19 protein-coding genes and 2 pseudogenes are annotated in these 21,375 nt (G+C 64.0%); 16 read left to right on the top strand and 5 right to left on the bottom strand.

The window, feature by feature from the left end; genetic code table 11:
• Positions 1 to 983: 983 nt before the first annotated feature.
• From MHA02_RS01130 to MHA02_RS01155, 6 genes and pseudogenes are all read left to right on the top strand, one after another.
• Complete coding sequence (locus tag MHA02_RS01130) at positions 984 to 1,577, top strand: hypothetical protein (RefSeq protein WP_147076123.1); 594 nt, start codon at positions 984 to 986, stop codon at positions 1,575 to 1,577.
• Between the two features lie 615 nt (positions 1,578 to 2,192).
• A pseudogene (locus MHA02_RS01135) lies at positions 2,193 to 2,402 on the top strand (BrnT family toxin); the annotation flags it as partial.
• Positions 2,356 to 2,685 carry a BrnA antitoxin family protein gene (locus MHA02_RS01140; RefSeq protein WP_174804633.1) on the top strand — a complete coding sequence of 110 codons (330 nt, stop codon included), beginning with the start codon at positions 2,356 to 2,358 and terminating at the stop codon, positions 2,683 to 2,685. The pseudogene MHA02_RS01135 and the gene MHA02_RS01140, both read left to right, overlap by 47 nt.
• 54 nt (positions 2,686 to 2,739) lie before the next feature.
• Positions 2,740 to 3,687, top strand: coding sequence for a DUF4238 domain-containing protein (locus MHA02_RS01145; protein WP_147076124.1), 948 nt, complete (start codon positions 2,740 to 2,742; stop codon positions 3,685 to 3,687).
• Positions 3,688 to 3,716: 29 nt separating this feature from the next.
• Complete coding sequence (locus MHA02_RS01150; protein ID WP_147076125.1) at positions 3,717 to 4,478, top strand: SMODS domain-containing nucleotidyltransferase; 762 nt, start codon at positions 3,717 to 3,719, stop codon at positions 4,476 to 4,478.
• Positions 4,475 to 5,194, top strand: coding sequence for a DUF6602 domain-containing protein (locus MHA02_RS01155; protein ID WP_238180175.1), 720 nt, complete (start codon positions 4,475 to 4,477; stop codon positions 5,192 to 5,194). Before MHA02_RS01150 ends, MHA02_RS01155 begins: the two co-directional genes overlap by 4 nt.
• 745 nt (positions 5,195 to 5,939) lie before the next feature.
• On the opposite strand, the gene MHA02_RS01160 is transcribed toward MHA02_RS01155, so the two are convergent.
• The 3 genes from MHA02_RS01160 to arsH form a co-directional block, all read right to left on the bottom strand.
• Positions 5,940 to 7,103, bottom strand: a complete 1,164-nt coding sequence (locus MHA02_RS01160; RefSeq protein WP_147076127.1) for a T6SS phospholipase effector Tle1-like catalytic domain-containing protein — start codon at positions 7,101 to 7,103, stop codon at positions 5,940 to 5,942.
• A 55-nt stretch (positions 7,104 to 7,158) separates the two neighbouring features.
• Positions 7,159 to 8,271 carry a DUF4062 domain-containing protein gene (locus MHA02_RS01165; protein WP_147076128.1) on the bottom strand — a complete coding sequence of 371 codons (1,113 nt, stop codon included), beginning with the start codon at positions 8,269 to 8,271 and terminating at the stop codon, positions 7,159 to 7,161.
• Between the two features lie 382 nt (positions 8,272 to 8,653).
• On the bottom strand, positions 8,654 to 9,406 hold the full coding sequence (gene arsH, locus MHA02_RS01170; RefSeq protein WP_147076129.1) for an arsenical resistance protein ArsH: 753 nt from the start codon (positions 9,404 to 9,406) through the stop codon (positions 8,654 to 8,656).
• Positions 9,407 to 9,456: 50 nt separating this feature from the next.
• On the opposite strand from arsH, the gene MHA02_RS01175 reads away from it, so the two are divergent.
• The 10 genes from MHA02_RS01175 (at position 9,457) to MHA02_RS01220 (ending at position 19,639) form a co-directional block, all read left to right on the top strand.
• Entirely contained in the window at positions 9,457 to 9,816 is a 360-nt protein-coding gene (locus MHA02_RS01175) for an ArsR/SmtB family transcription factor (RefSeq protein WP_170248958.1), read from the top strand.
• Entirely contained in the window at positions 9,809 to 10,336 is a 528-nt protein-coding gene (locus MHA02_RS01180; protein WP_147076131.1) for an arsenate reductase ArsC, read from the top strand. Before MHA02_RS01175 ends, MHA02_RS01180 begins: the two co-directional genes overlap by 8 nt.
• The gene (arsC, locus tag MHA02_RS01185; RefSeq protein ID WP_147076158.1) at positions 10,336 to 10,761 is read left to right on the top strand and encodes an arsenate reductase (glutaredoxin); all 426 of its coding nucleotides are present in this window, start codon (positions 10,336 to 10,338) and stop codon (positions 10,759 to 10,761) included. The genes MHA02_RS01180 and arsC overlap by 1 nt, the downstream gene beginning before the upstream one ends.
• A 36-nt stretch (positions 10,762 to 10,797) precedes the next feature.
• On the top strand, positions 10,798 to 12,093 hold the full coding sequence (locus tag MHA02_RS01190) for an arsenic transporter (protein WP_147076132.1): 1,296 nt from the start codon (positions 10,798 to 10,800) through the stop codon (positions 12,091 to 12,093).
• A gap of 7 nt (positions 12,094 to 12,100) precedes the next feature.
• Positions 12,101 to 13,264: an MFS transporter gene (locus MHA02_RS01195; RefSeq protein ID WP_147076133.1), complete on the top strand. Its 1,164-nt coding sequence runs from the start codon at positions 12,101 to 12,103 to the stop codon at positions 13,262 to 13,264.
• A gap of 45 nt (positions 13,265 to 13,309) precedes the next feature.
• Positions 13,310 to 13,705 (top strand): hypothetical protein, encoded by a 396-nt coding sequence (locus MHA02_RS01200; protein ID WP_147076159.1) that lies wholly within the window; start codon positions 13,310 to 13,312, stop codon positions 13,703 to 13,705.
• Between the two features lie 82 nt (positions 13,706 to 13,787).
• Positions 13,788 to 14,183 (top strand): FixH family protein, encoded by a 396-nt coding sequence (locus tag MHA02_RS01205; protein WP_147076134.1) that lies wholly within the window; start codon positions 13,788 to 13,790, stop codon positions 14,181 to 14,183.
• Entirely contained in the window at positions 14,180 to 15,676 is a 1,497-nt protein-coding gene (locus MHA02_RS01210; RefSeq protein ID WP_147076135.1) for an efflux RND transporter periplasmic adaptor subunit, read from the top strand. Before MHA02_RS01205 ends, MHA02_RS01210 begins: the two co-directional genes overlap by 4 nt.
• Positions 15,673 to 18,846 (top strand): efflux RND transporter permease subunit, encoded by a 3,174-nt coding sequence (locus MHA02_RS01215; protein ID WP_147076136.1) that lies wholly within the window; start codon positions 15,673 to 15,675, stop codon positions 18,844 to 18,846. Before MHA02_RS01210 ends, MHA02_RS01215 begins: the two co-directional genes overlap by 4 nt.
• 46 nt (positions 18,847 to 18,892) lie before the next feature.
• On the top strand, positions 18,893 to 19,639 hold the full coding sequence (locus MHA02_RS01220; RefSeq protein WP_147076137.1) for a glutaredoxin family protein: 747 nt from the start codon (positions 18,893 to 18,895) through the stop codon (positions 19,637 to 19,639).
• 155 nt (positions 19,640 to 19,794) lie between these two features.
• Here MHA02_RS01220 and MHA02_RS01225 read toward each other — a convergent pair whose 3' ends face one another.
• On the bottom strand, positions 19,795 to 20,067 hold the full coding sequence (locus MHA02_RS01225) for a hypothetical protein (protein WP_147076138.1): 273 nt from the start codon (positions 20,065 to 20,067) through the stop codon (positions 19,795 to 19,797).
• A 193-nt stretch (positions 20,068 to 20,260) separates the two neighbouring features.
• Positions 20,261 to 21,286, bottom strand: a pseudogene (locus MHA02_RS01230) (MFS transporter); the annotation flags it as partial.
• Positions 21,287 to 21,375: the final 89 nt, after the last annotated feature.

A 21,375-nucleotide genomic window follows, 5' to 3' on the forward strand; every position in this document is an offset into this window, starting at 1 on the left:
TACAGTAGCTGTTTAGAACCCACTACAATTCAAACTTACTGTGTTCGATTTACATTTTTTCATGAACTGCTTAATACGGTTTGTATCGCGCTTACGTCTCTCTTCGTCCTTTCGATGTTGTAGCGCTTGTTGATTGCAGCGATAAAGAAGTTTATCCCGCGTCCGCTCTTCCTCTCTTACTCTGATTCGACAATCTGCAATGCTTCTTAGACACTCTTGCCATTGGGGTGTCGGTTCTTTGTAAGGTTTACCAGAGATTTTCATTAATTTGTTACAGCGCTGCGTCTCCGACAAACCAGGATCACATTGTTGCACCGCATTAACAGGGGCCTGTTCAATATTTTTGCAATCTTCAGCGAAGGCACTTGACGCAAACATAAATATAAACATTACAATGCAAGCCACAGGTGTTGCCTTGTAGCCTTTCCTTAACCGTATGATTTTTAAATATAATCCCGGCATTAATTGCTATCTCTGGCAAATTACCGTGGCCACGCATGTCCAGCGGCCAATTGAGGAAGGTTCTCCGTCGCATTCACAGTTAACTTTAGTGATATTATAATTCTTTATCATACAACCGTGCTTGGAAAGGTTAATCGCGCTGCTGCATGCATCTGATTTAGTCGGACCTGACGCACTAAAAGTCTGGATATCTTGCTGTGCTGTTTGCATATAATGGTTTTGTTGCGCATTTGCAGGCAAGATAGATGGATAAGCGAGCGTTATAACGGAAGCTATAAAAAAGTTTTTCATGTGAGCGGTCTCCTTTTTGTCACGCGGTGCCGTGGTTGCGCGCCGAAATATGGATCTTGCTTCACTTCTCCGCGCTATACAAGAAGGGATAACCTGGTAGCCTAGAATGGCGACGTTTGGCCACCTGATTTTCTTGATTATGTACGTAAATGCACGGACAGGCATTCACGAATGCAGAATGATCTGATAGACAGGTGGATTTGACGGTAACGTGTACAGGAGCAGTCGTCTTGTCCTTTCAACCGCTTATCGCGTTCCTGGGTGCGCTATCGTTCACCGCAGTATCCGGCACGACCGGTTTCGCGGGCAGCTTCATGTTCAGCGATGATGTGCCAAAGGAAGAGCCACGTAGTCCAATAAGAATTTCACCTTCTAGCCCACATCAACCGAGAACTTCTGTACCCGCGGCGTCTGATCCTGCTGGAGCGACTAACAGTAATGATTCAAGCAATGACGCATCATCGCGTGTGAAACTTAACGAGGCCCCCAAACGCGGCATGAAATTGATATGCAATTTGTCGTCCGACATTAAAGTCGATGACGGATGGAAAGGCAACTATCGTCCTGTTATAAATCAAGGCGGACAGACTACAGAGACTTACACTATAAACTTTGGTACTAAAGAATTTGTTCGAAACAATGACATTGCAATACCCATTTCGGGTGAAAAGGATATCATCAGTGGAAGTGTCAAAACTGAAATAGGCAACGGATATTATTCGGTCGAGTTTAATCGGATTAACGGACAGATTGCAATGTCTGATATCTTAGACGCTGGTGGTGCTCGCTTCTGGATAGCAAAAGTTGGTATTTGCAGTTTCTAGAACGACGTTCAGAGGTAGTATGGGTTTGTCAATTTAAAAGCGCCCTTGAGGTCGTTCGAGGTAAGGTAAGCCAGAACATTTACCGGGCCATCAGTCCAAAAATCAAGATTTATGAGCGGTGCGATCGGTCCTGTAACAACAACCGTTAAGTCAGTGCAGAAATCTGGTGCGCAATGTCCGAACTGGGTCGGACAGCAGTCACTCTGCGAGTGGCGCCTAAGAGCAGAAATCCACCCAACTCGGACGTTCCGGATGGGTACCATCCGTCAGGTTTTCACCACTAGGGACCGCCCTCACGGTTTCCATGCCGCTGGCCGAGGCGTTGCCCGTCTTGATGCGCCAGAGCTTCCACACGGCCTTTGTGGACGCCGTGGCGCTCTAGGGCCTCACTTCCTGAGCTTGGACCCAAAACGGCAGATCGCCACCCAAATGTTGAGAGTTTGACGCTGTCCGAAACCTCCACCCCCTTGCGCCGTTATACCCTACAGAACATATGAAAATAATCTTGTCAGAGTTACGTTTTGTAGCTACACATAAGCCATGGGTTTTCAGTGAGACACGGAGAAGGATGCGGCCAACCAAGCCAAGCACCTCGTCAGCTTCCGGCAGGCAGCTGAGATTTTCTGGGGCTTCCGGCAGACCCGTCAGGACACCCGCCGCGACTACGGCGAACGCCGGTTCGTTACCTTGGGTGAGTACGACAACGAGGTGCTGCGGGTCGTCTACGTCCTGCGCGACGGCGACATCCGCATCATCTCAGCATGGAAGGCGAGCAGACATGACCGAAAAGCATACGCACAAGCGCGGTCAGCTCGTCAGGTTTGATAGCCTCGACGACATGGCGCCGGCTGAGCCGCTGAGCCCCGCGTTCAAGGCTCTGACAGACGACGAAACCGAGCGGCGGGCCGCCAACGATCCCGACGCGGGTGCAATCCCGCCGGGGTTCTGGATTACCGCGCGGCCCGTTGAGGCCGAGAACAAGGAGCAGATCACCCTGCGCCTCGATCCCGATGTGCTGCGCCACTTCCGGGGCACTGGGAAAGGCTACCAGTCCCGCATCAACGCCGTGTTGAGAAGCTACGTGCAAGCGAAGGAGAAAGCGGGCTGATGCTCGCTTTTTCGTTGACATTTTTTAAGCCTGTCCCAACCGGCGCGATGCATCATGTCAACTCTTACTAAAAATCAGCATTATGTCTGGTGTAACTACTTGCGTGAGTGGACCGACAAAAAAGGGCACATTGCCTGTTACATGTTGAAGGAGCGTAATTCCTTCTGTACCAAGCCGGAAAACATTGCAGTTGAACGTTTCTTCTATGAGCTCACGGATTTGAACGAGATCGAACAAGAGTGGATTGATAGGCTTATAGAACGTGCATCTAACCCCGAAGTACGGCAGATGCACCGTGAGACGGTGGGATTGTTCCAGAACATATTTAAGATGCAGTCTTGGCTCGATCTTCAACAGGACCTAGCTGATACAGCACGCCAAAGCTTACAAGCCAAGCTTGATGTTATGCGGAAGACCCTCGGAGAACGGTGGCACACTGGCATCGAAAACCTCGCTTTTCCCCTACTAGAAAAGCTCAAAAATTCTGACGTGGATTTTTATAACCACGAACAGGACCGGATAAACTTTATCCACTACATATCTCAGCAATTTTTCCGCACCCCAAAATTACGAGTCCTCCAGATCAGAGAAAATCACCCGTATTTTGACAAAGGACTTGATCTTGACCGGACTTGGTTTCTTGAAAGTCAGATATTTGCAACGAATGTTAGCGCAGGCATATTTTTAGAAAGGAACATGTACAAATTCAAATTTCTTACGAATGAAACCGAAACCAGCTTTATAACCGGCGACCAGCCTGTGATTAGCCTAGGCGAAGATGGCATTGGGTTTCGATTGTATTATCCGTTAAAACCGACCTTAGCATTGATATTTGAGAAGGACGCAATTGCACCGCTCAAGACTGAGACCAAGGCTATGAGCTTGCAGGTAAATTATTACAACAGCCAGATGCTAAAGTTCTCATACAATCAAATATATGGTCTTAATAAAGAGCATTTGCAGGCCGTCGCCGATCTTCCGAAGGACGTACTTGCAGGCTAGGATGATCTAGAGGAAAAAGGCAGCGTAGCATGAGCGGCGAACAGTATTTGCGGAATATTCTGGCGCGCGAAGCCGTAGACACTGGGATTTTCTCACCTGTCCGCAACGTACAGCAGACCATTGACCCAATTATTCAGGAATGGGCGCCGGGCGTATTAAACAGCGTGACACCAAGTGGTTCGTTCGCCAAAGGCACTGCAATCAAAAGCGGTACGGACATCGACCTTTTTATCTCTCTGGCACCAACCGTTACGGACACCCTGAAAGAGATTTACACAAAGCTTGCCGCGCGGATGAAGGAAAAGGGTTATAGTCCCCGCCAACAAAACGTATCCATTGGCATCAAGGTTGGGGCTTATGATGTCGATTTGGTCCCGGCAAAGCAGCAGAATTGGGGTTTGGCCGATCACAGTTTGTATCGCAGGCGGGCCGATACATGGACGAAAACGAACGTCGCAACGCACATCTCGACGGTTATTAATTGCGGATGGCATGACGAAATCCGCCTCATTAAGCTCTGGCGCAACCAGAAAGGGCTGGATTTCCCGTCGTTTTATTTGGAGCTGGCCGTTATCGAAGCGCTGAGAGTGTGCCTATTCATGGGACTTGAGCGGAATTTACAGACGGTATTTGAGTATCTTCGCGATAGGTTGCCCAATGCGCGGTTTGTCGATCCAGCTAACACCAACAACATCATTTCTGATGATCTCTCAGCCGTGGCAAAAGCTGCAATCTCAAAAGCAGCCGGGCTTGCGGCTGCCGCAGGTACATGGGGCGAGGTGGTCAAGTGAGCGGTCAGTGGAGCCTTGCAACCCTACTCGCGGAGCTGCACGACGATATTCAGCAGCGCCTAGGGCGGGCGCGGGCCTCATTCGGGCATCCCGGTGTCAAAGGCGACGCCAGCGAAGCTGTCTGGCTTGAGCTTCTGCAGAAGTACCTACCCGCCCGTTACAAGGCGGATACCGCGCACGTTGTTGATAGTGAGGGCACGTTCAGCGACCAGATCGATGTGGTTGTTTATGATCGGCAATACTCGCCGTTCATCTTCACGTTTCAAGGCCAGAACGTCATACCTGCGGAAAGCGTCTACGCGGTATTCGAGGCCAAACAGTCAATCAATGCGGGTATGGTGGACTATGCGCAAAAGAAGGCTGCCTCGGTGCGCTGCCTTAAGCGCACAAGCCTTCCCATCCCCCATGCCGGTGGCGTGTACCCCGCCAAGGAGCCGCCCCACATCATCGCCGGGCTGCTCACCCTGCAAAGCGACTGGAACCCGCCCTTTGGGGAGCCGCTAGATAAGGCCCTCACCGCTGGCATTGAGGATGGCCGCCTCCATCTTGGCTGCGTGGCCGCCCATGGGCATTTTGCCCTGACGGATGGCGCATACGCCTACACAACCGAAGGCCGCCCGGCGACCGCATTCCTGTTCGAGCTGATCGCGCGCCTACAGGCGACGGCAACCGTGCCCATGATCGACATCCGGGCTTATGCGCGCTGGCTGACTTAGGCCGGGTTATCCCCGAATCTCGTATTCGCTCCACTCACCGCCGGAACGGAGTTCCTGGCAGGTCTCGGCGTTCACGGGCAGGTGCCTCTCGGTAAGTAGGCTCGCCTCGTCCCAGCCGGCAACATCGTCGCAACCCAGCCCCTCCCCACCCCGTCCGTCGCCGGTGCTGAGCGGCCCTCAAAGGCCGTTACCGGCCTGAGCGCATTGGGTTGTTCGGATACCCCTTGGGGGGCACATGGAGCACTGCCTGACGAGTTTGCCTGTCTAATCTTTCTCAACAACTTACAGAGTTAATTGTTGAAGCAGCCGATCAGACTTAACACTTCTCTGAAACCAGGCGATTAACGGACGTTCTCCCAGAGGGGGGCTGAGTGGCCGACAGGCAGGGCTGAGGCTGCTGCCCCCGTCGCTTGTACGCGAAGCCATCACCCGCGGGCACGACCTGACGCGGGGTCGGCTCAACAAGCAGATGGGCATCCGGGTGACGCACACGAAATACTTCGAGAGCAAGGATCGCGAGGACGGCAGCCGGTGGTACCGCCGAAGGATCGAGTGATGCGCGGTCGGCGCGGCCCCAATTGATCACCTTCGTTCAATGCTCGGGGGTGAACGTGAGGCACTCACGGGCGTCGCCCCGGGCATGGACCTGGACCATGCGGCCGATGACGTCGGAGGATGGCTCCAGGCACCGACCGCTTGCCGGGGCGTCGGGCGCAGCACCCATCTCCATGGGTACGATGCTCCGCTACGCCATGGCGGCGGGCGAGCCCGTGCCACCGTCGATCCGCGTACCATCCGATGCGCGGACGGGCTCCTTGAGGAACGCCGGATCGATCTTCAGTCGCTCGGCCCAAGTCTTCAGGCTTGGGGGCCGGTATCTCGGGTTCTGCCGCCAGCGGTCGAACACCGACCCGTCGATGGTCTCGTTGATCCGCGAGGTCGTGAATTTGGTGCCGGTCCATGGATGCGGCCCGACCGGTCGATGGAAGCGCTTGCTGATCGGACGAAGCCACCAGGGCGTGAAATTCGCGTAGGAATCGGCGATCTTGGATTCCGGATTTGACGGGTCCATTTCGAAGCCGGAGCGGAACGCCAATCCATGCTGTGCGGCCTTCTCCATGAGCCACCGGAGGGGGGCTTGGGCGAGGATGTCGCTGGCGTATCCCCCGCCGACGTTGGCGTGCGCCCCGACGAACCAGCGCTGCTCGACCGCGTCGAGGGACCGCCCGGAGGTGGGCGGCGTCCCGTTCGGGGTGGTGACCGTCCAGAAGGTCGGCTCGAACGATACCCGGTGTTCGTCGAGGGCGACGGCGTGGAAGGCGTGAAGGTTGGACTTGCGCAGATGTGTATCTAGGAAGCGATACTTGGCCACCTTCGACCGCATGCTCGCCACGGGATTACCGATCGATCCAACGGTGTCCCAGACCCCGACGAACTTGATGTCCGCCGCGACGGCGTGCGCGATCAGCCAGCGTTCCTCGATGTCCTTCGGCGGACCGCCAGCGCCGGTCCGAAGGTCCCGTATGGTCCGGTCCTTGGCGCGGCGATAGCGGGCGTAGAGCTGCTCGATGGACAAGGGAGCCCCCGGCCTCAGCACCCCACATTTCGCGATCAGGCCCGAGAGGCTTCGTGCGGCGTAGGCCCCTCGGCTGAACCCGAAGATGAAGATCTCGTCGCCCTCGTCGTAAACCTGGGCGAGCCAGGCGTAGGCGTCGATGATCTCATTATCGAGCCCATAGCCGCCGAGGCCGCCGCGTGCCCTCTCGCCGAAGCGGGTGCCAACGCCCTGCCCGTAGTAGACCATCTGGTCCTTGGCCAAGGGATCGCACAGCGACTTCAGGCGCCAGACGTTCGTGTTGTTGCCGAGAGTGTTCCAGGTTCCGTCGAGGAAGATGGCGAGGCGCTTCACGTTCGGGTTCCCTCCAAAGGCCCACCATCACGGAGGCGGCCGCGCGTCCGGGACGTCAGTTCGCGTTGTTGCGGTATTCCCGGCGCAGCAGGGTAATGAAGTCCTCGACGAGGTCGACGGCGTCGTGGGTGAGGGCCGACCGGGTCCGGAGGGCCGGCGTCAGCCTCACGGGGCTAGGCTCGTCCCGACCCATGCCGTAGCTCATGCTGCCGCGATTGCGTGACGCCTCCGCCCGGGTCTGCCAAGCCAGCATCTGCGCGTCGCCGATGGACGCGACCGGTACGACGTGGGTGATCTTCTGCGTGGGATCGACTTTGTCGAGGACCGACACGGCAAACCGCAGCGCCTGACGCAGGAGGTCCGCGATGTCCTCCTCGATCACGCCGCCCATCATGTCGTCCGCCCGCGGGATCGGAAGCGCGAACAACAGGTCGGCCTGAGGTGTCAGGGTGAAGGAGGTCTCTCGCTCCTGGCGGATGACGAGCGATCCGTCCTCGACCGCTTCCTTGACGCCCTTGGTCCGGTCGAGGATGCGCAGGGGACCGAACATGGCGGCCTGCGAGAACTCCTCGGCGAGGGTGCGGTCCTCGATCCGACTCGGACGAAGGATCGCCTGGGTGGGCCCGCATGCGAAGGCGACGTTCAGGTTTCGGCTCATCGAAGAGTAGCCGCGGCGTTCCTGGGGTAGCATCGACAGCGCCCGTTCGACGAGGCTGCCCTCGTCCACCGGCCCCGCGGCGCGGGAGAGCATGACCTCGTGGATCGCGCGCCCGATCTTGGCCTGGAGTTCCTCCGGGGTCGTGAAGCCCCCGCGAAACAGGCCGCCGACCCATTCCTGCGCCTCGGTCACGAACGCCGCCTCGTCGGCGTCGCGGTCGACGCCTTCCTGGACGAACGCGATCACCGGGCGGGACTGGCGGGCTTCCCGGTACTCCTCGTGGGTCGCCGAGAGGCCGGAGGGCTGCTTGGCCCCGTAGTCCTTGCCGAGGATCAGCACGACGATGCCGGCCTGCCTGATGCCTTCGAGGCAGGCGACCTGCGGGGATGTCGGCATGGCCCCGAAATCCTCGGCCATGATGACCTCGTGCCCGAGGCCGACGACGGCGGCCCGCGCCGCGGTCCGGGTCGGACCCATCCCGCCGATCAGCGAACTGATGAATACTTTCACGTATGCCCCCTGCAACGATCCGGAGGACGAGCTCCGGCTGGGTGGGCCGTCGATCAGCTCGCCGTGGCTACGCACTGAAGCCGAACCCGGGCGCGCAGGCCCTGGGCGCACCGCCAAGCCAACGTGCCCGCCCCGTGGACGTTCCTAATCTGTTCCGAAACGGGTCGGTCCGGCGCAGGGCATGGCAAGGCTCAGTCTATGTCCGCCACCCCAAACGGATGGGCCTCCGGCGCAATCGCGAGCGGCCGACCTCGACTCCCAGGGAAGCGCGATACGGGATGCGCTTCCCCATGCCCGCTTCCCGGGTCAGCGATACATTAACCTGTCCGGATGACCGCCCGTCAGGCATACTCGCGACGCCTCAGCCTTTGCTGCGAACGGGTCATGGGGAGCGCTTCACGAACCCGATGTCGATCGCCACGGCCTTCAGCCGCTCCGGCTCCCGCTCCTTGCGTTCCGAGTAGCGGTCGACGAGGGTGTCGGAGCGCTCGCGGGTGAGCAGGGTGAACTTGAACAGTTCCTCGCAGACGTCGACGACCCGGTCGTAGAACGGCCCGGGCTTCATGCGGCCGCCCTCGTCGAACTCCCTGTAGGCCATCGGCACGGACGACTGGTTCGGGATAGTGATCATCCGCATCCAGCGACCCAGGATGCGCAGGCCGTTCACCGCATTGAACGATTGCGACCCGCCCGAGACCTGCATGACGGCGAGCGTTCGCCCCTGGGTCGGACGGACAGACCCTTCCGATAGGGGGAGCCAATCGATCTGGCTCTTGATGACCCCGGTCATGGCGCCGTGGCGCTCGGGGCTGACCCAGACGTGCCCCTCGGACCAGATCGAGAGGTTTCGGAGTTCCTGAACCTTCGGGTGATCGGCCGTGGCGTCGTCGGGCAGCGGCAGGCCGTGCGAGTCGTAGATCCGGACCTCGCCGCCCATGGCCTCAAGGAGGCGCGCGGCCTCGTAGGCCAGGAACCGGCTGAAGGAGCGATCCCGCAGCGAGCCGTACAGGATCAGGAAGCGCGGGGCGTGGGTGAACGGCGCGGCCACCTGCAGGCTGGAACTGGTCGGGATCTCGAAGTGCCCCTCGCTCAGGTTCGGCATGCCGTCGGCGAAGGGCTGCTGGGGCTTGTCCAAGGATATTTCTTCCTCTACGTTTCAACGATGGTTGAGATATTGACATTATGATGGACGAACGGCAAGCCGTGGCCGCCTTCGCGGCCCTTGGGCAGGAACACCGCCTACGCATCGTGCGCCAACTCGTCACCGCTGGGCCGGACGGCATGGCGGCCGGCCTGCTGGCCGAGGCGGTCGGCGTGTCCGGGACGAACCTGTCGTTCCACCTCAAGGAGCTTTCGCATTCGGGGCTGGTCACCTCCCGCCGCGAGGGTCGCTCGATCATCTACAGCGCCGCCTATCCGGACCTGTCCGAGCTCATCCAGTTCCTGATGCGCGATTGCTGCCAGGGCCGCCCTGAGGTCTGCGCCCCTGCCGTCGCGGCCCTGTCCGCCTCCTGCCTGCCCACCGGAGACACAGCCCATGCCTGACCGGGTCTACAACGTCCTCTTCCTCTGCACCGGCAACTCCGCCCGCTCGATCCTCGCCGAGGCGATGCTGGCCAAGGACGGCCGTGGACGCTTCCGGGCGTTCTCGGCCGGCAGCCAGCCCAAGCCCGACGTCAACCCGATGGCGATCCAGGCCCTGCGGGAGTCCGACTACCCCACCGAGGGGCTGCACTCGAAGTCGTGGGACGCGTTCGCCGGCCCGAACGCGCCGGTGATGGATTTCGTCTTCACGGTCTGTGACAACGCCGCCGGCGAGGCCTGCCCATTCTGGCCTGGCCAGCCGGTGACCGCCCACTGGGGCATCGAGGACCCCGCGTCCGTCGAGGGCGGCGAGATCGAGCGGAAGACCGCCTTCGTCACAGCCCAGCGCTACCTGAAGAACCGGATCTCGGCCTTCCTCGCGCTGCCCATGGCGAGCCTCGACACCGTCGCCCTGACGTCCAAGGTTCGCGAGATCGGCCAGCAGGCCGGCGCGACCTCGCCCCGCTCGGAGGTCGCATGATGGACGTCGTCATCTACCACAACCCGGATTGCGGCACGTCCCGCAACACCCTGGCCCTCATCCGCAACGCCGGCATCGAGCCGCACGTCATCGAGTACCTCAAGACCCCGCCGAACCGGATGCTCGTCCGCCAGCTCGCGGAGCGCGCCGGCATCACTGTGCGCGACCTCCTTCGCGAGAAGGGGACGCCCTACGCCGAGCTCGGCCTCGGCGACGCGGCCCTCACGGACGACCGGCTTTTGGACGCCATCGAGGCTCACCCGATCCTGCTCAACCGGCCCCTCGTGGTCACCCCCAAAGGCGTCGCCCTCTGCCGCCCCTGCGAGGCGGTGCTCGACCTCCTGCCGGCCCAGCAAGGTGAGTTCGTCAAGGAGGACGGCGAGCGCGTCGTCGACGAGCACGGGCGCCGCGTCGCCACCGCCTGAACCGTCCAGAGCCCACAAGAACAAGAAGCGGTCCCGATGCTCGCCGTCGCCATTTTCGTCGTCACCCTCGTCTTCGTCATCTGGCAGCCGAAGGGTTTCGGGATCGGGTGGAGCGCGCTGATCGCGGCCGCCGTGGCGCTGGCTACCGGGGTCATCCACCCGGGTGACATCCCGGTGGTCTGGCACATCGTCTGGGACGCCACCTTCACCTTCGTGGCGCTCATCATCATCTCGCTGCTGCTCGACGAGGCGGGCTTCTTCCACTGGGCCGCCCTCCACATCGCCCGCTGGGGCGGGGGTCGGGGGCGCCTGCTGTTCCCGCTGGTGATCCTGCTCGGGGCCGCCATCGCCGCGGTGTTCGCCAACGACGGGGCGGCCCTGCTGCTCACCCCCATCGTGCTCGCCATCCTGCTGCGGCTGAATTTCAAGCCGGCCGCCGCCCTGGCCTTTATCGTCGCCTGCGGGTTCGTGGCGGACTCCACCAGCCTGCCGCTGGTGATCTCCAACCTCGTCAACATCGTCTCGGCGAACTTCTTCGACATCTCTTTCAGCCGCTACGCCGCCGTGATGGTGCCGGTGAACCTCGTCTCGCTCGCCGCGACCCTGGTGGTGCTGTGGCTGTTCTACCGGCGCGACCTGCCGGCCACGTACCCGGTGGCCGAGCTCGAAGCGCCTCGGCACGCGATCAAGGACCCGCTCGTCTTCGGGGCGGCCTTCCCGCTCCTCGGCCTGCTGCTGATCGCCTACTTCGTGACGGCCCCGTTCGGCGTGCCGGTTTCGGTCGTGACCTGCGCCGGCGCCCTCATTCTCCTGATGCTGGCCAAACGGAGCCGCGTCATTCCCATCCGCAAGGTCCTCGCCGGCGCGCCCTGGCAGATCGTGCTGTTCAGCCTCGGCATGTACCTCGTCGTCTACGGCCTGAAGAACGCCGGCCTCACCGACTACCTGGCTCAGGGACTGACCTGGCTCTCAGGTCACGGACCGTTCGTAGCCACCATCGGCACGGGGGTCGCCGCCGCGATCCTGTCGTCGGTGATGAACAACATGCCGAGCGTGCTCGTGGGCGCGCTGTCCATCCAGCAGGCCCCCGACCTGTCGCCGCTGATGCGCGAGCTGATGGTCTACGCCAACGTCATCGGATGCGACCTCGGCCCGAAGTTCACGCCCATCGGGAGTCTGGCGACCCTGCTCTGGCTGCACGTCCTCGCCACCAAGGGACAGCGCATCACCTGGGGCCAGTACATGCGGGTCGGCCTCGTGATCACCCCTCCGGTGTTGCTCGTCACCCTGGCCGCCCTCGCGCTGTGGCTGCCGGTGCTCGGGGCTCGGTAGCGCAGCGATGACCACGTCGCGCCGCTGGCCCGTCATCTCGGCCCTGGGCTTGATCCAGATCCTGACTTGGGGCTCGTCGTTCTACTTCCTGTCGGTGCTGGCCGCGCCGATGTCGAAGGATACGGGATGGCCGCTGGGTTGGGTCATCGGCGGCCTGTCCCTCGGCCTCCTCGTCGCCGGTTTGGTCTCGCCGCGGGTGGGGGCTTTCATCGGCGAGCATGGCGGCCGCCCCGTTCTGGCATTCGCCGCCGTCATCCTGTCCGTGGGCCTGACCGTCCTCGCCATGGCGCCGAATTTGCCGGTCTACCTGGGAGGCTGGCTCCTCGTCGGCCTCGGCATGGGGACCGGCCTGTACGACCCCGCCTTCGCCACGCTCGGACGTCTCTACGGCGCCGAGGCACGGCCCGCGATCACGACGCTGACGCTCTGGGGCGGTTTCGCCAGCACGGTGAGCTGGCCGCTCTCGGCCTTCCTGAACGAGCAGGTGGGCTGGCGCGGGACCTGCCTGGCCTACGCCGGGCTGCACCTCGGGGTGACGCTACCCCTCGTCCTGCTCGTGATCCCCCGGCCGCCCGCACATCCGGTCACGCGATCCGCAGGGCCAAACCCGGTCATTCGTCTCGCTGGTCGGGAGCGCCACGCCTTTCTCCTCATGGCCGGGGTGCTGACCCTCGGCGGGTCCGTGATGGCCCTGGTTTCGGTGCATCTCATCACCTTGCTCCAAGCCCATGGCGTCGCGCTTACCTCGGCCGTGGCGTACGGCGCCCTGATCGGGCCGTCCCAAGTCGGGGCGCGCATCGTCGAAATGGCCGGGAAGGGGCGGCACCATCCCCTCTGGACCCTCACGGCGGCGATGGTCCTCGTGGCCTTGGGCGTGACGATACTGGCAGCGGGCCTGCCGGTGGTCGGTCTTGCGCTGATCCTCTACGGGGCCGGGAACGGCATCTATTCCATCGCACGCGGCACGGTACCCCTCGCGCTGTTCGGTCCCGAGCGATACGCTCCGCTCGTCGGCCGGCTCGCCCGTCCGGGGCTGGTGGCGCAGGCGCTTGCGCCGTCCCTCGGGGCCGTCGTGCTGACGCAGGCGGGCGCCGACGCGACCTATGCCCTCCTCGCGGTGCTCGCCCTGGCGAACGTCGCGCTTGCCCTATCCCTCTGGCGCGTCAGGTAGTCCCTGTCCCTTCCTCGCCGACATGCGATGTGGCATCGTCCGTTCGTGACCTTCTGGCTCGCCCTTCGGCGGCTGCTACCGCTTCTGACGGTGCTCAGCCTCGCCCTTGCGCCGGTGACCGCCTCCGCGGCCGCCGCGGGCATGCACGCGCCGACGGCCGTTGAGGGACACGCCATGGCGATGCCCGACGAGGCCATGGACGACATGGCCGGGATGGCCATGGACGAAATGCCGTGCTGCCCCAAGGAGCGGCAGGACATGCCCGACTGCTCGAAGGACTGCCCCCTGATGGCGCTTTGCCTGGCGAAGGTCGCCGCCGGGCTGCCGGTCGCCGTCGGACTTCCGGGCCGCGTCGCAGACGTCGAGGGACAGACCTGGGGCGTCACCGCCTCCTTCGACAGCCTGGCGCAAGGGCCGCCAACCGAGCCTCCCCGAGCCTGAACCCGATGCCGCCGGCGCCTGCGCCGGCCGATCCCGCGCGCCTGAAGGCCCGGGTCCCATCGTTTTCAGGAGATCATCGACCATGTCCAAGACATCGTTTTCGCGCGCCCTCACGGCTGCGCTGCTCGGCCTCGCCCTGACCACCGCGGCCAAGGCCGACACCAAGGACTACGAGTTCCAGTTGGTAAAGGACGAGGCCAAGCAGGGCGAGGCCATCCTCGACGTCCGCCTCGTCGACAAGCGCACGTCCAAGCCCGTGCCGAACGCCGTCATCTTCGCCAAGCGCATCGACATGGCGCCCGACAGCATGGAGGAGATGACCTCCAAAATCGAGCAGCTGCCGTCGCCGGAACCGGGCCTCTACCGGTTCAAGGCGAAGCTGACGATGGCCGGCGGCTGGCGCCTCTCGCTCGGGGCCAAGGTGCAGGGCGAGTCCGGCACCGTCGAGAACAAGCTGGTGTTCAAGGCCACCAAGTGAGCCGGACGGCATGGGCCGCCGGGACCCTCGCCGCGCTCGCGGCGGGGGTTTTGGGATTTGGCGCGGGGCATGAGGGCAGCCCCGTGCCGGCGCTTGTCCGACAGGCTCGGACCGGGTTCGCCCATTGGCTGCCGGGTGATCGCCCGGTGTCCCCGGTGTCTGTCCCGGTCAAGGCAACGGGACCCGTGATCTACTACCAAGACCCCGACGGGAAGCCGGACTACGCAACCGAGCCGACGCGCACCGCGGACGGTCGAGACTACCGCGCCGTTCACGCCAGCGAGGACGTGCGCTTCGACGAACCCGACGAGGCGGAAGCCATGCCCGACGCCGGGCACGGCGACATAGCCATGGCTCAGGCCACGCCCCCTGCAAGCGCCCGTAAGGTGCGCTTCTACCGAAACCCGATGGGCCTTCCGGATACCTCGCCGATTCCGAAAAAGGACTCGATGGGGATGGACTACCTCCCCGTCTACGAGGGCGAGGACACCGACGACGGCACCGTGAAAATCTCGCCCGGCAAGCTCCAGCGCACCGGGGTCCGGACGGCGGTGGCCGAGCGACGGGCCCTGTCGATGCCGGTTCGGGCGCCGGGCGCCATCGAGGAGGACGAGCGCCGGATCTCCGTGATCGCGATGCGCACCGACGCCTTCATCGAGAAGGTCGAGGCCGTCACCACCGGCGACCACGTGCACAAGGGCCAGCCGCTCCTGCGCCTGTTCTCGCCGGAGATGAACGCGGCCGCCGCGCAGTACCTCACCGGCATCGGCTACGAGGGCGCCCGCCGGCGGCTGGAGAACCTCGGCATCCCTCCCGAGGTCATCGACGAGATCGAGCGATCCCGAAAAGTGCCCTCGACCATCACGTGGTCGGCGCCCCGCGACGGGGTCGTGGTCGAGCGCAACGTCTCCGACGGCATGCGCGCCAAGTCCGGCGACACCCTGTTCAAGCTCGTGGACCATTCACGGGTCTGGGTGGTGGCCGACGTCACCGAACGCGACCTGGCGGCCGTGGCCGAGGGCCAGACGGCGACCGTGCGCGCCCGGACGTTTCCGGATCGGGTCTTCACCGGCGCGGTGACCCGGATCTACCCGCACCTCGCCATGGGGACCCGGACCGCTCGCCTGCGCATTGAGCTGCCCAACCCGAACGGCGACCTGCGCCCGGGCATGTTCGCCGACGTGACGATCGCCACGGGCAGCGACAGGCCGGTGGTTTCGGTCCCCGACGACGCGGTCATCGACACCGGCACGAAACAGGTCGTCCTGCTAGACAGGGGCGAGGGTCGCTTCGAACCGCGGCCGGTCAGGCTCGGCACCCGCGGCGACGGCTTCGTCGAGATCCGGGACGGCATCGTCGCCGGCGACCGCGTGGTGACCTCGGCCAACTTCCTCATCGACGCCGAGAGCAACCTCAAGGCGGCCCTCCAAGGTCTTTCCGAGCCCAAGTCCGAGCCGGGCCCGCAGGCCGCCGCCGAGGGGAAGACGCCATGATTTCCCGCCTGATCTCCTGGTCGGCCCGGAATCTGGTGCTGGTCCTTATCGGGACCGTTTTCGCCGTCGGAGCGGGGCTTTATGCCCTCAAAACCCTGCCGCTCGACGCGATCCCGGACCTCTCGGACGTCCAGACCATCGTCTACACCGAGTACCCCGGGCAGGCGCCCCAGGTCATCGAGGACCAGGTCACCTATACGCTGACCACCGCGATGCTGACCGTGCCCCGGTCGAAGGTCGTGCGCGGGTTCTCGTTCTTCGGGGTCTCGTTCGTCTACGTCATCTTCGAGGACGGCACCGACCCATACTGGGCCCGTAGCCGGGTGCTCGAATACCTGAACACCGTCGCAAAGCGCCTGCCAGCCGGCGTCACCCCGACCCTCGGGCCGGACGCGACCGGGGTGGGCTGGGTCTACCAATACGTCGTGGTCGCCAAGGAACGGACGCTGGCCGAGCTCCGCTCGCTCCAGGACTGGGTCGTCCGGTTCGGGGCGTCCCGCGCCGAGGGCGTGGCGGAGGTCGCGGGGGTCGGCGGCTTCGTGAAGCAGTACAACGTCGTGGTCGATCCGAACCGCCTGCGGGCGCAGGGCATCACCCTGGCGAAGCTGCGCGACGCGGTCAGGGCAAGCAACGCGGACGTCGGCGGCCGCACGGTCGAGCTCTCCGAGTTCGAGTTCGTGGTCCGCGGGAAGGGCTACCTCAGGAGCGTCGCCGACATCGAGAGCATCGTCCTGAAGACCGAGGGCGGCACGCCGCTTCGAGTGAAGGACGTGGCACGGGTTGAGCTCGGTCCCGACGAGCGCCGCGGCATCACCGAGATGAACGGCGACGGCGAGGTCGCCGGCGGGATCGTCCTGCAAAGGTTCGGGGCCAACGCCCTGAACGTCATCGAGAACGTGAAGGCCCGCCTTGCAGAGGTCGCCGCCAGCCTGCCCAAGGGCACGGAGATCCTACCGGTCTACGACCGCTCGCACCTCATCGAGGCGGCCATCGAGACCCTCAAGGGCACGCTGATCGAGGAGAGCGTCATCGTCGCCCTCGTCTGCGTCGTGTTCCTCCTCCACGTCCGCAGCGCCCTCGTCGCGATCCTGATGCTGCCGGTCGGCATCCTCATGGCGTTCGCGGGCATGAAGGTTTTGGGGCTCGGGGCCAACATCATGAGCCTCGGCGGCATCGCCATCGCGGTGGGCGCCATGATCGACGCGGCCATCGTGATGATCGAGAACGCCCACAAGCACCTGGAGCGGGCGGACCCCGGCAAGCCCCGGATCGAGATCCTTATCGAGGCGGCAAGCGAGGTCGGGCCGTCGCTATTCTTCTCGCTCCTCATCATCACGGTGAGCTTCCTGCCGATCTTCACCCTGGAGAGCCAGGAGGGCCGGCTGTTCGGGCCTCTGGCCTTCACCAAGACCTTCGCCATGGCGGCGGCCGCGGTGCTGTCCCTGACCCTCGTGCCGGCGCTGATGGTCCTATTCGTCCGCGGCCGGATCATCCCCGAGCACCGCAACCCGGTGAACAGACTCCTGATCTGGATCTACCGGCCCCTGATTTCGGGCGTTCTGCGGGCGCGCGTTCTGACGATCCTGATTGCCTTGGTGGTCCTGGCGGCGACGGCGTGGCCGGCGAGCCGGCTCGGCTCGGAGTTCATGCCCGACCTCGACGAGGGCACCCTGATGTACATGCCGACCACCCTGCCGGGCATCTCGGTGACCAAGGCCGGGGACCTGCTCGCCACCCAGGATCGCATCATAAAATCCTTCCCCGAGGTCGCCTCGGTCTACGGCAAGGCCGGACGGGCCAACACCGCGACGGACCCGGCGCCGAGCGAGATGTTCGAGACCATCGTCAACCTGAAGCCGAAGACGGAGTGGCGCCCCGGGGTCACGACGGCCAGCCTGAAGGCTGAGATGGACGCCGCGCTCCAGTTCCCCGGGGTGTCGAATGCCTGGACCCAGCCGATCCGCGCCCGCATCGACATGCTCTCCACCGGCATCCGCACGCCGGTCGGGATCAAGGTGCTGGGTACGGACCTGACCGAGATGGAGAAGGTCGCCCGCCAGGTCGAGGCGGTGGTGAAGGCGGTTCCGGGTACGTCGAGCGCGTACGCCGAACGCGTCCAGGGCGGCTACTTCCTCGACATCACCCCCGACCGCGATGCGCTGGGCCGGTACGGGCTGACCGTCGGCGACGTGCAGGACGTGATCGCCATGGCACTCGGCGGCGAGAGCGTGACCAATACCGTCGAGGGCCGCGAGCGCTACACCGTCAACGTGCGCTACCCACGCGCCTTCCGCTCCGATCCGCGATCCATCGCCTCCGAGGTGCAGGTGCCCATCGCGGGCGGGGGGACGGTTCCGCTCGGCGAGGTCGCCAAGGTGCAGTTGAACCGCGGCCCGACCCAGATCCGGACCGAGAACGGCCAGCTCGCGGTCTTCATCTACGTCGACGTCGCCGGCCGTGACCTCGGGGGCTACGTCGCCGAGGCCAGGGCTGCGGTCGCCGACGAGGTGGCGCTGCCTCAGGGCACGCTCATCCAGTGGAGCGGGCAGGTCGAGTATCTCGACCGGGCGACGGCGCGGCTCAGGATCGTGGTGCCCCTGACGCTCCTGATCGTGTTCCTGCTGCTCTTCCTCAACTTCCGGAGGCTGACCGAGACCCTCATCGTCATGCTCTCGCTGCCCTTCGCCCTGGTGGGCGGGGTCTGGCTGATGTGGTGGATGGGCTTCAACATGTCGGTCGCGGTCGCGGTGGGTTTCATCGCGCTCGCCGGCGTCGCCGCCGAGACCGGCGTGATCATGCTGGTCTACCTCGACCACGCCCTCGACGAGGTCCTGGCCGGGTGCCTCCGGGAGGGGCGCACGCTCACCCGCGCGGACCTGCAGCGGGCGATCATAGTCGGCGCGGTCGAGCGCGTCCGCCCGAAGATGATGACCGTCACTGCCATCATGGCCGGCCTGCTGCCGATCCTCTGGAGCACCGGCTCGGGCTCCGAGGTGATGCAGCACATCGCCGTGCCGATGATCGGCGGCATGGTCTCCTCGACCGTGCTGACCCTGGTCGTGATCCCTGCCGTCTACGCCCTCGTGAAGGGATGGGGCTTGCCACCCGCCTCGTCCACGGCCGCGGCAACCCAGGACATGCCGCCGGCCCACCGCGCGGCCGCCGAATAGGTCCCGGCCCCGGTCGAACCGCCCGCAGTTCAGGAAGGAACACCCGATGTCCTCAGCCGCCCGCAAGGCCACCCTCTACCGGATGGTCACCCCCGAACACACCTGCTCCTATGGCCTGAAGGCCAAGGACCTCCTCCAACGCCAGGGCTTCGAGGTCGAGGACCACCTCCTGACCGACCGGGCCGAGACCGACCGCTTCAAGTCCGAGCACCAGGTCAAGTCGACGCCGCAGACCTTCATCAACGGCGAGCGCGTCGGCGGCTTCGACGACCTCCAGCGCCACTTCGGCAAGGCCGCCAACGATCCGAACGCGACGACCTACACCCCCGTCATCGCGGTGTTCTCGATGACGGCGCTGATGGCGCTGGCGGCGAGCCAGGCCGTCTACGGCACGCCGTTCACGATGCGCGCCGCCGAGTGGTTCATCGCCTTCAGCATGTGCGTGCTGGCGCTCCTCAAGCTGCAGGACGTCGAGAGCTTCTCCTCGATGTTCCTGGGCTACGACCTGCTCGGGCGGCGCTGGGTGCGCTACGCCTACGCCTACCCGTTCCTGGAGGGCATCGCCGGCGTCCTGATGGTGGCGGGCGCCCTGAACGGGATCTCGATCCCCGTGGCCCTGTTCATCGGCACGGTCGGGGCCGTCTCGGTGTTCAAGGCGGTCTACGTCGACAAGCGGGACATCAAGTGCGCCTGCGTCGGCGGTTCGAGCACGGTGCCGCTCGGCTTCGTGTCGTTGACCGAGAACGTGATGATGGTCGCCATGGCCCTCTGGATGCTGGCGGTGCACCAATAAGCGCCGCCGCGACGGGGGCTCGTCTCAGGTGCTGGCGCGGCGCTTCCACGCTTATCCGTCCGAGCGGTCGGACCTGTGTAAGCGAGGCGGAACGCTTTTCCGCGTCCCGCCTCAACCGGTCGGTCCTGGGTCGCTGGGACCCGGGTCGCCGAGAGCTACATGCGGTGACCGCGGTGATGGCCCATCATGTGGCCGCGGCGATGACCGTGGCCCATCATGTGGTGGTGGTGCCCATGTCGCATCATGCGGTGACCGCGATGGTGATGGTGGCCCATCATGCGATGGCCGTGCATGCCATCCATCCGGACCTCGGTGACGGTGGTGGGGGCCTCGACGGCGCCGATCATGCCGGGGGCGGCGGAGGCCGGGGCGACCGAAGCCGCACCCAGGGTTGCCAGGATGGCGGCGGCGAGAAGGGACTTCTTCATGGGCTTCCTCATGTCGTTGTCGGCAATGCGTCGAATACGACGGCACCCGAGCCTTTGGAACGGCTCCGCTTCCAAGACCGTTCCGCGGGGTACGTTCTTCTCCCCTTCGCGTGCCTAACGAAACATTCGAGCTCCGCTGCACTAGTCGGCCATCCCGATTTTCGACCCAGCCGGCAAGGACATCGAACGGCGCTCACCCCGCCCTGGCCGGCCACCGATGATGCAGGTCGTCGATGACGTAGGCATGGGCGTGACGGCGGCCCCCATGCAGGTGCGGGTGCCGGACGTCGAGGTCTGCGTGGGCATGCTCGATCACGTCGGGATCGGACGCCGGCCAGAGCAAGGCTGCCGCGGCGACGCCTGCCAGCGTCAGGCCCCCGAGGATGGCCAACGTGGCCGGCATCCCGAGGGACGCGCCGAGCCAGCCGGCCAACGGGTAGGTGACCAGCCAGGCGGCGTGGGACAGGGCGAACTGGGCCGCGAATACGGCCGGCCGGTCCTCCGGGGTCGCCGACCGGCGCAGGAGCCTGCCGGTGGGGGTCTGTACGGCGGAGTAGGCGATGCCGAGCACCAGCCAGGTTTCGAGAAGAAGCGGCCAGCCGATAATACCGCCCCGGGACATGGCGGCGACGCTGAGCAGGACTCCGCCGAGCAGGGCGGCTGCCGGGATCATCACGGCCCGGTCGGACAGGCGGTCGAGCAGGCGGGGCAGCGTCAGTGCGGCGATCATCGACCCGCAGCCGAACAGCCCGAGGGCCAGGGCCACGTCGGTCTGCGGACGGCTGAGGAGGCCCTGCACGATCACCACGGTGTTGACGATGACCATGGCGCCGGCCGCAGCGACAGCGAGGTTCAGGGCGAGCAGCCCGCGCAGGCGCGGCGTCGCGAGGTAGATCCTGAGGCCCCGCGTGGTCCGGTCGTAGATGCCGCCCTGGCGTTCGGTCCGGGTGGCGATCGGCAGGCTCACGGACACCACCAGGGCCGCCGAGCACATGAACCCGACGACGGTACCGCCGAACAGGGCGTTGTACGGCACCACGGTCAGGAGGAGGGCCGCCAGGGTCGGGCTGAGAAGGTTCTCCAGATCGTAGGCGAGGCGCGAGAGCGACAGGGCGCGGGTATAGTCGCGCTCGTCCGGCAGGATGTCCGGTATGGTGGCCTGGAAGGTCGGGGTGAACGCCGCCGAGGCCGATTGCAGGACGAAGATCAGGGCGTAGATCGGACGCCGGCCAGAGCAAGGCTGCCGCGGCGACGCCTGCCAGCGTCAGGCCCCCGAGGATGGCCAACGTGGCCGGCATCCCGAGGGAC

The sequence above is a fragment of the Methylobacterium haplocladii genome (assembly GCF_007992175.1).
Lineage (GTDB): Bacteria > Pseudomonadota > Alphaproteobacteria > Rhizobiales > Beijerinckiaceae > Methylobacterium > Methylobacterium haplocladii.

Excerpts from the sequence above, each read along its gene's own strand:
- MHA02_RS01225 (WP_147076138.1), bottom strand. The coding sequence starts at position 20,067 with ATGAAGAAGTCCCTTCTCGCCGCCGCCATCCTGGCAACCCTGGGTGCG.
- MHA02_RS01150 (WP_147076125.1), top strand. The coding sequence starts at position 3,717 with ATGAGCGGCGAACAGTATTTGCGGAATATTCTGGCGCGCGAAGCCGTA.
- MHA02_RS01145 (WP_147076124.1), top strand. The coding sequence starts at position 2,740 with ATGTCAACTCTTACTAAAAATCAGCATTATGTCTGGTGTAACTACTTG.
- MHA02_RS01220 (WP_147076137.1), top strand. The coding sequence starts at position 18,893 with ATGTCCTCAGCCGCCCGCAAGGCCACCCTCTACCGGATGGTCACCCCC.
- MHA02_RS01175 (WP_170248958.1), top strand. The coding sequence starts at position 9,457 with ATGGACGAACGGCAAGCCGTGGCCGCCTTCGCGGCCCTTGGGCAGGAA.
- MHA02_RS01140 (WP_174804633.1), top strand. The coding sequence starts at position 2,356 with ATGACCGAAAAGCATACGCACAAGCGCGGTCAGCTCGTCAGGTTTGAT.
- MHA02_RS01215 (WP_147076136.1), top strand. The coding sequence starts at position 15,673 with ATGATTTCCCGCCTGATCTCCTGGTCGGCCCGGAATCTGGTGCTGGTC.
- MHA02_RS01195 (WP_147076133.1), top strand. The coding sequence starts at position 12,101 with ATGACCACGTCGCGCCGCTGGCCCGTCATCTCGGCCCTGGGCTTGATC.
- MHA02_RS01180 (WP_147076131.1), top strand. The coding sequence starts at position 9,809 with ATGCCTGACCGGGTCTACAACGTCCTCTTCCTCTGCACCGGCAACTCC.
- MHA02_RS01205 (WP_147076134.1), top strand. The coding sequence starts at position 13,788 with ATGTCCAAGACATCGTTTTCGCGCGCCCTCACGGCTGCGCTGCTCGGC.
- MHA02_RS01190 (WP_147076132.1), top strand. The coding sequence starts at position 10,798 with ATGCTCGCCGTCGCCATTTTCGTCGTCACCCTCGTCTTCGTCATCTGG.
- arsC (WP_147076158.1), top strand. The coding sequence starts at position 10,336 with ATGGACGTCGTCATCTACCACAACCCGGATTGCGGCACGTCCCGCAAC.